Below are 14,032 nucleotides of genomic sequence, written 5' to 3'. Positions count from 1 at the left end.
TGTGCGACTTCAAGGCCTGAATACGCGCAAACGACCAACTGCACACAATCTCATCCCAAGGTAATTGCAAGGCACAAATAAACTACTGTATAAATAACCAGACCTAATTTCTGGGAGGCCACGCCATGCTGGTGCACCTGTCCGTACATAACTACGCAATCGTTGAGCATCTTGATCTTGAGCTGGACGGCGGCATGAGCGTCATCAGCGGCGAAACCGGCGCGGGCAAGTCGATCATGCTCGACGCGCTGGGCCTGACGCTGGGCGATCGTGCAGACAGCGGTGTGGTGCGCCCCGGCGCAGACAAAGCGGACATTCTCGCCAGCTTCGACATCAGCGACATCAGCGAGGCCAAGGCCTGGCTGGCGGAGCGTGACCTGCAACAGGACGGCCCGTGCATTTTGCGCCGTGTAATAACCGCCGAAGGGCGCTCGCGCGGCTACATTAACGGCACGCCCTGCCCGCTCGGGGACTTAAAAGCCCTTGGCGAATTGTTGATTGATATCCACAGCCAGCATGAACACCAATCCCTGCTCAAGGCCGAAACCCATCGCCGTCTGCTCGACGAGTTCGCCGGCTGCCAGGATCTGGCGCGTCAGGTGCAACTGGCCGCGCAACGCTGGAAGCAAACCCGCAGTGAACTGACCCGCATCGCCAACATCGGCGACGAACAACGTGCGCGTCACCAACTGCTCAGCTATCAGCTCGAAGAGCTCGACAACCTGGGGCTTGGCCAAAACGAACTGGAACAGCTCGAGCAGGAACATAAGAACCTGACCAATGCCGAGAGCCTGCTCAGCGCCTGCCGTCAGGTAATCGACTTTTGCAGCGAGAGCGACTCTGGCAACGTGCTGTCTGCACTCACCGCCAGTCTCAATCGCCTGGGCAACTTCAAAGGCCAACCCGGCGCACTGACTGAAGCCGCCAACATGCTTGGCAGCGCGCAGATTCAGGTGGAAGAAGCCGTCGGTGAGCTTAATCGCTTCCTCGACCACTTCGACGCAGACCCCGAGCGCCTGCAAATACTCGAAGAACGCCTCGATGCCATCTACACACTGGCACGTAAGCACCGCACTCAGCCGCAGGAACTTGAAGCCCTGCAACAGCAACTATTTGAAGAACTCGAAAGCCTGAATGCCGATGATCAGGCTGTTGAGCGCCTGACCGAAGAGCTGGCCTCGTATGAGCGTCACTATCAGGAAAAGGCGCTGGAGCTGAGCAATCGCCGGGCGGAGTCGGCCAATAAGCTGGCAGTCGCGGCAGAAGCGGAGATGCAAACGTTAGGTATGCCAGGAGGGCGATTCAGCATCACCCTGCAAGCCAATCAGCTGGATGAACCCCATCCAAACGGCATGGAGCACGTCGAGTTTCTGGTAAGCGCCAACCCCGGCCAGCCGATGAAGGCGTTAGCCAAAGTAGCCTCAGGCGGTGAACTGTCGCGGATCAGCCTGGCGATTCAGGTGATTACCGCGCAAACATCGCGCGTGCCAACACTGGTATTTGACGAAGTAGACGTGGGCATTGGCGGCCCGACGGCCGAAGTGGTCGGGCAACTGCTGCGCCGCCTGGGCGAACGCGGCCAAGTGTTAACAGTGACCCACTTGCCCCAGGTTGCGGCGCAGGGCCATCACCATTTATTCGTACACAAGGCACGCGGCAGCGACGCCACGCGCACCGCCGTAAGTAACCTGAGTGAAGCCCAGCGAGTAGAAGAAATCGCCCGCATGCTCGGCGGTGTCGACCTCACCGAAGAGTCGCTGGCACACGCAAGACAGATGGTAAGCAGCGCACAAGCGTAAACCGCGCACGACCGATAGGCCGTCATGTCGGAAGCCGCTGCGCGGATTCCAACCTCCAACTCATGCCTGTCGCACCAACCGGCGAACCTCCGACTTATGCCTGCTGCGCCAAACGGAGGATGGAACCCCCAACGGGGTTTCCGTCATGGCAATTTCAAGCCGGACCGCGAACCGGCAGTTCCGCCAGCATTGGCGCCGTCGATTGCGCGGCCTGAGGCTGAACAACCAAACCGCGCACGATCATTACGCCGTCATGTCGGAAGCCGCTTCACGGATTCCAACCTCCAGCCTATGCCTGTCGCACCAACCGGTGAACCTCCGACTTATGCCTGCTGCGCCAAACGGAGGATGGAACCCCCAACGGGGTTTCCGTCATGGCAATTTCAAGCCGGACCGCGAACCGGCAGTTCCGCCAGCATTGGCGCCGTCGATTGCGCGGTTTGGAGCTGAAAAACCGAACCGCGCACGATCATTAGACCGCCATGTCGGAAGCCGCTGCGCGGATTCCAACCTCCAACTTATGCCTGTCGCACCATCGGAGGATGGAACCCCCAACGGGGTTTCCGTCATGGCGATATCAAGCCGGACCGCGAACCGGTTGTTGCGCCAGCATGGGCGCTGGCGATTGCGCGGTTTGGAGGCGCACAACCGAACCGCGCACGATCATTAGGCCGCCATGTCGGAAGCCGCTGCGCGGATTCCAACCTCCGACTTATGCCTGCTGCGCCAACCGGAGGATGGAACCCCCAAAGGGTTTCCGTCATGGCAATTTCAAGCCGGGCCGCGAACGGGTTACAACGAGCGGGCGATGATCTCTTTCATGATTTCATTGGTGCCGGCGTAGATGCGCTGCACGCGTGCATCCGCCCAAGCGCGGGCGACTGGGTATTCCCACATGAAGCCGTAGCCGCCGTGCAGCTGCACGCACTCATCAAGCACCTTGCACTGCAAATCGGTGCCCCAGTATTTCAGCATCGCGGCGGTTGGCACATCGAGCTTGCCGTTGAGGTGCAATTCCAGACAGCGATCGACAAACACCTGCCCGACCTGAATCTCGGTTGCCATTTCAGCAAGCTTGAAGCGGGTGTTCTGGAAGTCAGAGATTGCCTTGCCGAATGCCTTGCGGTCACGCGTGTATTCTAGCGTCCAGCCGAGTGCAGCCTGCGCCGAGGCGATTGCACCAATACCAACGGTCAGGCGCTCTTGCGGCAACTCCTGCATCAGGTAGGCGAAGCCCATACCGGCCTGCCCCAGCAAATTCTCTTTCGGTACACGCACATCCTGGAAAAACAGCTCGGAGGTGTCTTGCGCCTTCATGCCGACCTTTTCCAGACGCTGCCCCTTGGTAAACCCGGGGGTGTTGGCCTCGACCAAAAACAGACTGGTGCCTTTAGCGCCTGCTTTCGGGTCGGTCTTGGCGACCACAATCACCAGATCTGCCAAGTAGCCGTTGGTGATGAAGGTCTTCGAGCCGTTGATGATGTAGTCATCGCCATCCAGCACCGCGGTGGTTTTAACGCCCTGCAAATCCGAACCCGCGCCTGGCTCGGTCATGGCAATGGCGGTGACCATTTCACCCGTTACCATTTTTGGCAGGTACTTCTGCTTAAGCGCCTCGGAGCCGTAATGCAGGATGTACGGCGCAACGATATCCGAGTGCAGGGAAAAGCCGATGCCGGTCAGTCCCAGCTTACCGATTTCCTCGATCACCACCGTGCTGTAGAGAAAATCGGCGCCGATGCCGCCGTATTCTTCCGGAATATGCGAGCAAAGCATGCCCGCCTCGCCCGCCTTGTTCCACAGGGCGCGATCAATGAAGCCGTCTTTCTCCCACTGAGCATGGAAAGGCACGGCGTCCTGCTCAAGGAATTTGCGAACGCTATCGCGGAATAATTCGTGGTCTGAGCTAAAAATTGTTCTTGGAATCATCGCTATCACCTTGACCGTTGAATGGAAGAAAAAACAAAACAGGCAGCGACTGTAGGCTAGAGCTGAGGCTAACGCACTGGACACATGCGCCAAAAAATAGGACGATCCAGCCGCACTCTGACCACTTTACCCCAGAGAAGTGCTTCACGCGCCCTGCGCCAAACACCAAGAATAAAAACCATGAGTTTGATCCAGACTACACCGCTAAAACGAGTCTGCATTCTGGCAACCGAAGGCGTTTTTGCCTCGACCCTGATGCAAGCCAAGGATTTTTTCCACATGGCCAGCTTGCGCTACGGCAAGCAACTCGGCCTGGGTTTCACCGCCGCGTTCGAGATCTCGCTGGTCTCACCGGACGCACAGCCGGTGAAAAGTTTCAGCAATGTGATGATCACCAGTGAAGCAGGCTTGGGTGATGCCGAACTCATCATTCTGCCGGCTTTCTGGGATGATTTTGATGCGCTGAAAAAGCGCTATCCACAGATTCTCGACTGGCTGCGCCAGCAACATGCCAAAGGCAGCCTGATCTGCGGTGAAGCCACCGGCGTATTCTGGATGGCTGAAGCCGGCTTGCTGGACGGTAAGGAAGCAACCACTTACTGGCGTTTTTTCAGCGAATTCAAGCAGCGCTTCCCGAAAGTGCTGCTCAATCAGGACAAGCACCTGTCCGATGCCGATAACCTGTTTTGCGCAGGCGGCGTCACCTCAGCGAGCGACCTTTACATCTACCTGATTGAGCGCTTCTGCGGCCCCAGCGTCGCCCAAGGCGTTGCCCGCGACATTCTGTTCGAACTGCAGCGCAGTTACAGCCCTGGCCGTATCGGCTTTGGCGGGCAGAAACAGCATCACGATGTCATCATCCTGCAAATTCAGCAGTGGCTTGAGGAGCACTTTGCCGAGAAGTTTCGCTTCGAGGATGTTGCCCGTGAGCATGGCATGAGTATTCGTAATTTCATGCGCCGGTTTCAGGGCGCCACTGGCGACAAGCCACTGCACTATCTACAGCGCCTGCGTATTGAAACGGCCAAGGGTCTGCTCAGCGCCACGCGCAAGAGCATCAAAACCATCAGCTACGAAGTCGGCTATGACGATGCGAGCTTTTTTGCGCGCTTGTTCCGCCAGCACACCGAGTTGTCGCCTAACCAGTACCGTCGCCAGTTTCAGCACAAGGACGGACCAGCATAATCGCAGCCACTGCAAAGACCATCCGCTGAACAATAAAAAAGGCTGCCATTGGCAGCCTTTTCAGCAATCGCGAACAGCTTAAGGCTTGTGCGCCCGCGCCAGGAACTCGTGCGACTGCATCTCCAGCAAACGACTCAGGGTGCGCTGGAACTCAAAGGTCAAACGACCGCCGGTGTACAGGTCTTTCAGTTCAACTTCGGCCGAGATGATCAGCTTGACGTTGCGGTCGTAAAATTCATCAACCAGGTTGATAAAACGCCGCGCCATGTCGTCTTTGGCCACGCCCATCTGCTCGACGTTAGCCAGCAACACCGCGTGGAAGATCTTACCCAGTTCAATGTAGTCATTCTGGCTGCGCGGGCCATCGCACAATTCACGGAACTCGAACCAGGCAACGTCTTCACAGACCCGAACCGCCTTGATTTCGCGATTCTCGATCATGATCGCTTCGCCTTCGACTGCATGCGTGCAATCCGGCAGCAAGCTGCTGAAGCTACGGTGCAAGCTGGCCTCTGCTTCGGCATCCAGCGGCCAATGGAACAACTCGGCCTGCTCCAACGCGCGCAGGCGATAATCGACGCCACTGTCGACGTTGACGATATCGGTGTGCTGCTTGAGCAACGCAATCGCAGGCAGGAAACGCGCGCGCTGCAAACCATCTTTATACAAGCCGTCAGGCACGATGTTTGACGTTGCCACCAGACACACACCGTTCTTGAACAACTCTTCGAGCAAGGTCGCCAGAATCATTGCGTCGGTAATGTCGGAAACAAAGAACTCGTCAAAGCAGATGACTTGCGCTTCATCGGCGAAACGCTTGCCAATGATGGTCAGCGGGTTCTTCTCGCCTTTGAGGGTACGCATCTCTTCGTGCACGCGCTTCATGAAGCGGTGGAAGTGGGTGCGCACCTTGCGCTCGAACGGCAGCGAATCGAAGAAAGTATCGACCAGATAAGTCTTACCCCGGCCAACGCCACCCCAGAAGTACAGACCTTTAACCGGCGCGGCCTGCTTCTTGCCAAACAGCTTGCCGAACATGCCCGGCTTGCTCTTCGAGTCAGCGACCAGATCGTCATACAGGCGCTGCAAGTGACGAACAGCCAATTCCTGCGCGGCGTCATGGAAGAAGTCAGGGCGTTTAAGATCGGCTTGATAGCGTTCTAGCGGAGTCATATTCGTTAGCTGGGTAACAAAAATAGGGGCGTAACTTTAGCGACGAACGCATGGAATGGCAATCGGCTATCTGTCTAGCGGTGGTGTGAACGCTGAAATCTTCCCGTATGGGCCGTTAAGCCGCGCAAAATCAGGCGCTACGGCACATCACCGGGAGCAGGCCCGCACGCTGGCGCATCAGCCAGCGTGCGGTGCAGTAAAGGTTGCCTTTACTCGCCTTGCAGCGCTTCGCGCAGGCGCGCAATAGCCGACTCACAGCTGGCGCTATCGGCAAAGTCCGGGCTGTGCGCAACGGCGGCATCATCCAGCCACACGGCAAAACCACTGTTGTGCTGGCGAACATCCAACTCATCACCCGACTGCAAACGCTTGTTGACCATGCCGGCAGACTTGCCGTCGGCAAAAGCGACTGACAACAACAGCTGCTCGCCTGCCGCATCCAGCAAACGGAAACGGAAGCTGCCGTCTTCATCACGGAAGCTGACAAAGCGCGCGCTTTTCGCCGCTTTCTTTTTACCGGCCTGAGTATCGACTGCGGCGCTGCGGAACGAGCGCAGGCCGACCGCTTCACGCAGCTCACCCAGGAACGGCGTTGCGGTTTTACGTGCTTTAGCCGCGCCGTCGAGCAGAATGTCTTCCAGATCGGCAGGTTTGCTGATCAGCGCGTTGTAGCGCTCACGTGCTTCGCCCAGCTCATTGTCGAGCAATTCGAACAGACGCTGCTTCGCTTCGCCCCACGCCAGACCGTCGAGCAGCTCGGCGCGCAGAGCTGCCTGTTGTTCAGCCGTCGAGAACGCCTGATACAAGGTAAACAGATGCGAGTTGTCTGGGTCTTTGGCTTCGCCAGGCAGCTTGGAGTCGGTAACAATCCGCGCTACGGCGTCTTTCAGTTGCTTGGCGGTACCGAACAATGGAATGGTGTTGTCGTAGCTCTTCGACATCTTGCGGCCATCGAGGCCTGGCAATGTGGCGACATCCTCTTCAATCACCGCTTCTGGCAGGGCGAACAGTTCCTTGCCCTGACCAAACAGATGATTGAAGCGCTGAGCAATGTCACGGGCCATTTCAACGTGCTGGATCTGGTCGCGACCGACCGGAACCTTCTGCGCGTTGAACATCAGAATATCGGCGGCCATCAGCACCGGATAGCTGAACAGGCCCATGGTGATACCGGCATCCGGGTCTTCACCGTTCTCCACATTCTTGTCGACCGAGGCCTTGTAGGCGTGAGCACGATTGAGCAAGCCCTTGCCCGCCACGCACGTCAGCAACCAGCACAGTTCGGGGATCTCCGGGATGTCGGACTGGCGATAAAAGGTCGCCCGGTTAACGTCCAGACCACACGCCAGCCAGGTAGCGGCGATTTCCAGACGCGAACGCTGAATACGCGCCGGATCATCACATTTGATCAGCGCGTGGTAGTCCGCCAGAAAATAGAACGAGTCGAAGTTGTCACTGCGGCTGGCAACAATGGCCGGACGAATCGCGCCCGCATAGTTGCCCAGGTGCGGAGTGCCGGTGGTGGTGATGCCAGTAAGGATACGTGTGGTCATGGCTTATCGCTTGTCAGACTGCATACGGATTCAAAGACGTGGCAGCAACAGATCCTTGAGATCGGTCAGCTTGCCATGGAAAAAGTGACCGCATTCTGCCACTTTCAGCAACTCATGGGGACGTTCAAGCGCAGCCGACCACTGATAAACCACTTCAGGCGGGATCACTTCATCGGTTTCTGGCTGAATAATGGTCATCGGGCAGCGCGTGGACAGCGGCGTATCGGCGCTCAGGCGATTGACGGCAGGCGCAACCATGAACAAGTTCGCCAGCTCTACGCCCTGCTCTTCCAGTCGGCCTGCCAGTGCGGCTGCAACAAAACCGCCAAAAGAGAATCCCATAAGCGTGATGGGTAATTGCGGATGCTGTTCACGCAGCCAGTTGAGGGCTGCTTCGGCATCATCGACCTCACCGAACGCCATGTCGTGGCTGCCGGCACTTGCGCCGGTTCCGCGATAATTGAAGCGCAAGGTATGCAAGCCCTGATCACGCGCTGTGCGCTGCAAGGTCGAAACAACCTTGTTGAGCATTGTACCGCCCTGCACCGGATTCGGATGGCAGATCAACGCAATGCCTCGCGCATCAGCTACTGTGAGCGATAAAGCTTCCAATTGACCGCACGGGCCGTTTATAAACAAAGGGGTTTCTCGACTAAGCAACGCTACGCTCCGTGACCAATAACTCGATAGACTCGTCTAGAAAGACAACCTGCACTGCACTCATCGGCAATGCAAAGCAGTATACAGCGCAGGTTCGAGCCGTTAACGTAATGCAAAGCCGTATAGAGAGGAAGGACTCGTGGAACAGACGCTAACCGACTGGCTGTTACCAGCCCTCGCACTGGTAGCAGGTATTGCTATCGGTTTTCTGATTGCCCGCCTGGCACCGAATGCAGCCCCAAGCCGCACACAGCGTCAGCTGGACGACATGCAGGACAAATTTGACGCCTACCAGAGTGAGGTCGTCAGCCACTTCAGAACCACCAGCAGCCTGGTCAAGAAACTGACCCAGAGCTATGAAGATGTTGAACAGCATCTGGCCGAAGGCGCGCAACGCCTGGCGCTGGATGACGTGACCCGGCAGAGTTTGTTGGCGGCACTGCACTCAGGTGAAGGCAACGAGCGTCGTGAACGCCTGACGCCGCCACGCGACAATGAGATGCCTAAAGACTACGCGCCAAAAGGCGCAGACGTACCGGGCATGCTCGACGAGAATTACGGCCTTAAAAGCAAACGTTAAGCGCACACTGGTCAATAAATACCAGACAATAAAAAACCCGCACTCATTTGAATGCGGGTTTTTTATTGTCTGGCGATTAGTGCGTTAACAACCGAAGCCCACTGCAACGAATCCGCTGCAGTGGGCCAGTGGCGTTAAATCGCGCCGCGTTCGCGCAGTACCGCGAGTACCTGCTTGACGCCTTCCTCGACCGAGACGCTTTGCGTGTCGATAACCAGATCCGCATCCAGCGGCACGTCATACGGGAAGGACTCGCCCGGGATGTTGTCGCCATTGGCGGCATACAAACCCTGCGGGTCACGCTCGCGGCAGGCCTGCGGTGAAGCCTGCACGTAAACAGTGATCATGCGCTCGGCGCCGATCAGTGTGCGTGCTTGCTCACGGCCTTCAGCCGACGGCGCGACGAACGCGGCCAGTGTCAGCAGACCCGCTTCGTTGAATTGGCGTGCCACGTGTGCAGCGCGACGCCAGTTCTCGGTACGGCCAACACGGTCTTGCGGCAGACCTTTGTTGAGGTCGTGACGTAGGTTCTGACCATCAAGCACGTAAACCGCACGGCCCATGTCAAACAGCTTGCGCTCAACCGCGTAAGCCAAGGTGCTCTTGCCAGCGCCCGACAGGCCGCTGAACAACACAGTGGCCGGCTGCTGACCGAGACGCGCAGAACGCTCTTCAGTCGAAACGTGAGCTTGTTTGCCGTGATGCGAACCGCCTTGCGAGCCGACAGCATCGGCGATGATCATGCCAGCGCCAACGGTGCCATTGGTCAGCCGGTCGACCACGATAAACGCCCCTGTGGTGCGGTTATGCGCGTAGCCATCCAACGCAATCGATGCATCCAGAGCCACTTTGACCTGACCGATTTCGTTAAGGTTGAGGCTGCTCGCAGCACCCTGTTCCAGGGTATTTACATCCACGCGGTGAGTAATGCTGGCAATAGTGCCCGGCACATAGCTGGTGGCGCGTTTGATGTCGTATTTCTTGCCAGGCAGCATGGGCTCTTCAGCCATCCACACCAGCATGGCATCGAAGCTGTCAGTGACCTGCGGACGGTTGTCGGCATGCACCAGCATGTCGCCACGCGACACGTCGATCTCGTCTTCCAGAGTCAGGGTAATCGCCTGGCCAGGACCGGCCTGCTCAAGCTCACCTTCGTAAGTGACGATGGACTTGACCTTGCTGCTCTTGCCCGAAGGCAACACCATCACTTCGTCGCCCTTGTGCACGATGCCACTGGCGAGCGTGCCGGCAAAACCACGGAAGTTCAGGTTCGGACGGTTAACGTACTGCACCGGGAAACGCAGGTCGGTGAAGTTGCGATCACCCGCGACTTCAACGGTCTCAAGAATTTCCATCAGCGTCTGGCCGGTGTACCAAGGCGACTGCTCGCTGTGGTTGACCACGTTGTCGCCTTTGAGCGCAGACATCGGCACGAAGTGCAGCGATGTTGGCTTGAGCTGGATACCTTCGGCGAACTTCAGGTAATCGGCCTTGATCTGCTCGAAAACGCCTTCATCGAAGCCTTTGAGGTCCATCTTGTTGACGGCCACTACGATGTGCTTGATGCCCAGCAACGAGGCAATAAAGCTATGACGCTTGGTCTGTGTCTGCACGCCGTAACGCGCATCAATCAGAATAATCGCCAGGTCACAGGTCGAGGCGCCCGTGGCCATGTTGCGCGTGTACTGCTCATGGCCTGGTGTATCGGCAATGATGAACTTGCGCTTGGCGGTCGAGAAATAACGGTAGGCCACGTCGATGGTAATGCCCTGCTCGCGCTCGGCTTGCAGACCATCAACCAGCAGCGCCAGATCCACTTCTTCGCCGGTGGTGCCGCTCTTTTTCGAGTCGCGGGTAATCGCTTCAAGGTGATCTTCGTAGATCATCTTGGAGTCGTGCAGCAGGCGGCCGATTAGCGTGCTCTTGCCGTCGTCGACGTTACCGCAAGTAAGAAAGCGCAGCAGTTCCTTGCGTTCGTGCTGGGCCAGATAGGCGAGGATGTCCTCGCTGATCAAATCGGATTGATGACTCATCGTGCGCGATCCTTAGAAGTAGCCCTGACGTTTTTTCTCTTCCATAGAGCCCGCTCCATCGTGATCGATGACGCGCCCCTGGCGTTCGGACGTACGGGTCAGGAGCATTTCCTGAATGATATCGGTGAGGGTTTCGGCCTCGGACTCGACAGCACCCGTCAACGGATAGCAGCCAAGGGTACGGAAACGCACTTTGCGCTTCTCGATCCGCGACTTCTCTTCATCGGTGAGGTGCTCAAGAATGCGCTCGTCATCAATCATGATCAGCGTGCCATTCTTCTCGATCACATCACGCTCGGCAGCGAAGTAAAGCGGCACGATCGGGATCTGCTCAAGGTAGATGTACTGCCAGATATCCAGCTCGGTCCAGTTGGAGAGCGGGAACACCCGAATCGACTCACCCTTCTTGACCTTGCTGTTGTATACATTCCACAGCTCGGGACGCTGATTCTTCGGGTCCCAACGATGCTTGCTGTCACGGAAGGAATACACGCGCTCTTTGGCACGCGACTTCTCTTCGTCACGACGGGCACCACCGAAAGCGGCATCGAAACCATGCTTGTCGAGTGCCTGCTTGAGACCTTCGGTTTTCATGATGTCGGTATGCTTGGCGCTGCCGTGGGTGAACGGGTTGATGTTCTGAGCCACGCCATCAGGGTTGATGTGGGTGATCAGATCCAGGCCCATTTCCGTGACCATCTGCTCGCGGAAGCGGTACATCTCCTGGAATTTCCAGCGCGTGTCGACGTGCAATACCGGGAAAGGCAACTTGCCCGGGAAGAATGCCTTGCGCGCCAGATGGAGCATCACGGCGGAATCTTTACCGATGGAATAGAGCATCACCGGGTTATCGAATTCGGCGGCCACTTCACGAATGATGTGGATACTCTCCGCCTCCAGCTGTTTCAGGTGCGTCAGTTTATCGAGCATGGCTACTCACGATTGGCTATATCATTGGGCCGGCGGGCCGTGGATTAGAGCCGCACTCTAGCACAGCACAACGGTCTATTCAGGGCGCTATCTAGAACAAAACGGTCTAACATTATGCCGGCGAAAGCAGCACTCAGAGGCGAGCACTGCTGGTTGGAGGGCGGATCAAATAGGGTTCGGGCAGTCGATGAACTGGTGTTCAAGGGCGAAGCGTCGCGCCAGATAATCACCCAGCGCTTGCACGCCGTAGCGCTCTGTCGCGTGGTGGCCTGCGGCGATAAAGCTGATGGCATTTTCCTGGGCGCTATGGAAGGTTTGCTCGGAGGCTTCGCCGGTCAAATACAGGTCAACGCCGGCGGCAACCGCCTGATCGATATAGCCCTGCCCACCGCCGGTGCACCAGCCGACTCGCCGAATCATCTGCGGCCCGGCAACCAACAAAGGCTCGCGTCCCAATACTTGTTTTACCCGCTGGGCAAACTCTTCAGCGGTTTGCGCTTCCGGCAGTGAGCCGACCAGCCCAACAGTGCGCGGGTTACCCGGTTCGAGCGGACCTTCAACGGTGATACCCAATTGCGCAGCAAGCTGAACGTTGTTGCCGACCTCGGGGTGAACGTCGAGCGGCAAGTGGAAGGCGAGCAAGCTGATGTCATTGGCCAGCAGGGCTTTCAGGCGACGCTGCTTCATGCCGGTGACACACGGATTTTCACCCTTCCAGAAGTAGCCGTGATGAACCAACAGAACATCGGCTTCGGCTTCGATTGCGGCGTCGATCAACGCCTGACTGGCGGTGACACCCGAGACGATTTTACGCACCTGCGGACGACCTTCGATTTGCAGGCCATTTGGACAGTAATCGTTTATAGAGGCGGAATTCAGGTAGCGTTCAGCTTCATCAACGAGAGTGGACAGTGCAATTGCCATTAAGATTCCCTATCAAACGCGGCAGGACGCTGCTTTATTAGCGACCCGCCCTTTATAATGCCCACATTAAGGGGCCTTTTTTGCCCTAGCAACCCTCAGGATTTGATTGATGCCCAAGGCTCTGCGTTTTCTCGGTTGGCCTCTGCTTGCTGGTGTATTGTTGGCGCTGCTGATTATCCAGCGCTATCCCCAGTGGGTTGGCCTTCCAAGCCAGGATGTGCAACTCACGCAATCCCCCAAATACAGTCTCAGCAAGCAGGGCCCGGCCTCTTATGCGGATGCGGTGACGCTGGCGTCTCCGGCTGTGGCCAACCTGTACACCACCAAGTACGTCAACAAACCGGCTCACCCGCTGTTTGAAGATCCGCAGTTCCGCAAGTTCTTCGGCGACAACCTGCCCAAGCAGCGGCGCATGGAGTCGAGCCTGGGCTCGGCGGTAATCATGAGCCCGGAAGGTTATCTGCTGACCAACAATCACGTGACCGCAGACGCCGACCAGATTGTTGTGGCCCTCAAGGATGGTCGCGAAACGCTGGCGCGCGTGATTGGCAGTGACCCGGAAACCGACTTGGCAGTGCTCAAGATTGACCTTGATGACTTGCCCTCGATCACCCTCGGGCGTTCCGACAACATCAAGATTGGCGATGTCACGCTGGCCATCGGCAACCCGTTCGGCGTTGGTCAGACCGTGACCATGGGCATTATCAGCGCAACCGGTCGCAACCAGCTGGGCCTCAATACCTACGAAGACTTTATCCAGACCGACGCCGCGATCAACCCCGGCAACTCCGGCGGCGCGCTGGTTGATGCCTACGGCAATCTGGTCGGCATCAACACTGCGATTTTCTCCAAGTCCGGCGGCTCGCAAGGGATCGGCTTCGCGATTCCGGTCAAGCTGGCATTGGATGTTATGCAGGCAATCATCGAACATGGCCAAGTCATCCGTGGCTGGCTGGGAATTGAAGTACAACCTCTGACCCCTGAACTGGCTGAATCGTTCGGCATGGAAGGTCGCCCAGGCATTATTGTTGCCGGCATCTACCGCGACGGCCCGGCGCAAAAGGCCGGCCTGCAACCCGGCGATTTGATTCTGACGATTGATGGCGAGTCTGCCAGCGACGGCCGCCGCTCAATGAATCAGGTGGCCCGGGCAAAACCCGGCGACAAGATTCGCATTGATATCATGCGCAACGGCGAAGCCATGCAGCTCACCGCAGAAGTCGGCATTCGCCCGCCAGCGTCAACCAACTAAGCACAACGTGCAGA

Annotated in this window: 11 protein-coding genes; 4 read left to right on the top strand and 7 right to left on the bottom strand. The window is 57.5% G+C overall.

Features of this window, described 5'->3' with window-relative positions; translation table 11 throughout:
- The first annotated feature begins 125 nt into the window (after positions 1 to 125).
- Positions 126 to 1,799, top strand: a complete 1,674-nt coding sequence (gene recN / locus FEZ62_RS06785) for a DNA repair protein RecN (RefSeq protein ID WP_172927220.1) — start codon at positions 126 to 128, stop codon at positions 1,797 to 1,799.
- 792 nt (positions 1,800 to 2,591) lie between these two features.
- Here recN and FEZ62_RS06780 read toward each other — a convergent pair.
- The gene (locus tag FEZ62_RS06780) at positions 2,592 to 3,737 is read right to left on the bottom strand and encodes an acyl-CoA dehydrogenase family protein (RefSeq protein ID WP_172927219.1); all 1,146 of its coding nucleotides are present in this window, start codon (positions 3,735 to 3,737) and stop codon (positions 2,592 to 2,594) included.
- Between the two features lie 171 nt (positions 3,738 to 3,908).
- Here FEZ62_RS06780 and FEZ62_RS06775 point away from each other — a divergent pair, with 171 nt between their 5' ends.
- Entirely contained in the window at positions 3,909 to 4,913 is a 1,005-nt protein-coding gene (locus FEZ62_RS06775) for a GlxA family transcriptional regulator (protein ID WP_069897995.1), read from the top strand.
- A 78-nt stretch (positions 4,914 to 4,991) separates the two neighbouring features.
- Here the strand turns inward: FEZ62_RS06775 and zapE are convergent, their stop codons facing one another.
- The 3 genes from zapE to FEZ62_RS06760 all read right to left on the bottom strand — a co-directional run bounded on the left by zapE (position 4,992) and on the right by FEZ62_RS06760 (position 8,299).
- On the bottom strand, positions 4,992 to 6,086 hold the full coding sequence (zapE, locus tag FEZ62_RS06770) for a cell division protein ZapE (protein WP_172927218.1): 1,095 nt from the start codon (positions 6,084 to 6,086) through the stop codon (positions 4,992 to 4,994).
- Positions 6,087 to 6,295: 209 nt separating this feature from the next.
- On the bottom strand, positions 6,296 to 7,639 hold the full coding sequence (locus FEZ62_RS06765) for a tryptophan--tRNA ligase (RefSeq protein WP_172927217.1): 1,344 nt from the start codon (positions 7,637 to 7,639) through the stop codon (positions 6,296 to 6,298).
- Positions 7,640 to 7,669: 30 nt separating this feature from the next.
- The gene (locus FEZ62_RS06760) at positions 7,670 to 8,299 is read right to left on the bottom strand and encodes an alpha/beta fold hydrolase (RefSeq protein ID WP_172927216.1); all 630 of its coding nucleotides are present in this window, start codon (positions 8,297 to 8,299) and stop codon (positions 7,670 to 7,672) included.
- Positions 8,300 to 8,438: 139 nt separating this feature from the next.
- Between FEZ62_RS06760 and FEZ62_RS06755 the strand changes: the two genes are divergently transcribed.
- Positions 8,439 to 8,879: a DUF1043 family protein gene (locus FEZ62_RS06755; RefSeq protein ID WP_172927215.1), complete on the top strand. Its 441-nt coding sequence runs from the start codon at positions 8,439 to 8,441 to the stop codon at positions 8,877 to 8,879.
- 134 nt (positions 8,880 to 9,013) lie between these two features.
- On the opposite strand, the gene cysN is transcribed toward FEZ62_RS06755, so the two are convergent.
- From cysN to FEZ62_RS06740, 3 genes are all read right to left on the bottom strand, one after another.
- Positions 9,014 to 10,912 (bottom strand): sulfate adenylyltransferase subunit CysN, encoded by a 1,899-nt coding sequence (gene cysN / locus FEZ62_RS06750; protein ID WP_069898000.1) that lies wholly within the window; start codon positions 10,910 to 10,912, stop codon positions 9,014 to 9,016.
- A 12-nt stretch (positions 10,913 to 10,924) separates the two neighbouring features.
- A complete protein-coding gene (cysD, locus tag FEZ62_RS06745) occupies positions 10,925 to 11,842 on the bottom strand; it encodes a sulfate adenylyltransferase subunit CysD (protein ID WP_069898001.1) in 918 nt (305 codons plus the stop codon).
- A gap of 165 nt (positions 11,843 to 12,007) precedes the next feature.
- The gene (locus FEZ62_RS06740; RefSeq protein ID WP_090509731.1) at positions 12,008 to 12,766 is read right to left on the bottom strand and encodes a Nif3-like dinuclear metal center hexameric protein; all 759 of its coding nucleotides are present in this window, start codon (positions 12,764 to 12,766) and stop codon (positions 12,008 to 12,010) included.
- Between the two features lie 109 nt (positions 12,767 to 12,875).
- On the opposite strand from FEZ62_RS06740, the gene algW reads away from it, so the two are divergent.
- Positions 12,876 to 14,018, top strand: a complete 1,143-nt coding sequence (gene algW, locus FEZ62_RS06735; RefSeq protein WP_069898003.1) for a Do family serine endopeptidase AlgW — start codon at positions 12,876 to 12,878, stop codon at positions 14,016 to 14,018.
- The last annotated feature ends 14 nt before the right edge of the window (positions 14,019 to 14,032 follow it).

This window comes from Pseudomonas sp. MS19, from assembly GCF_013277615.1.
Classification (GTDB): Bacteria; Pseudomonadota; Gammaproteobacteria; order Pseudomonadales; family Pseudomonadaceae; genus Aquipseudomonas; species Aquipseudomonas marincola.
The sequence above is the reverse complement of the archived record's forward strand: the minus strand, read 5'-3'. Positions and strand labels throughout refer to the sequence as shown.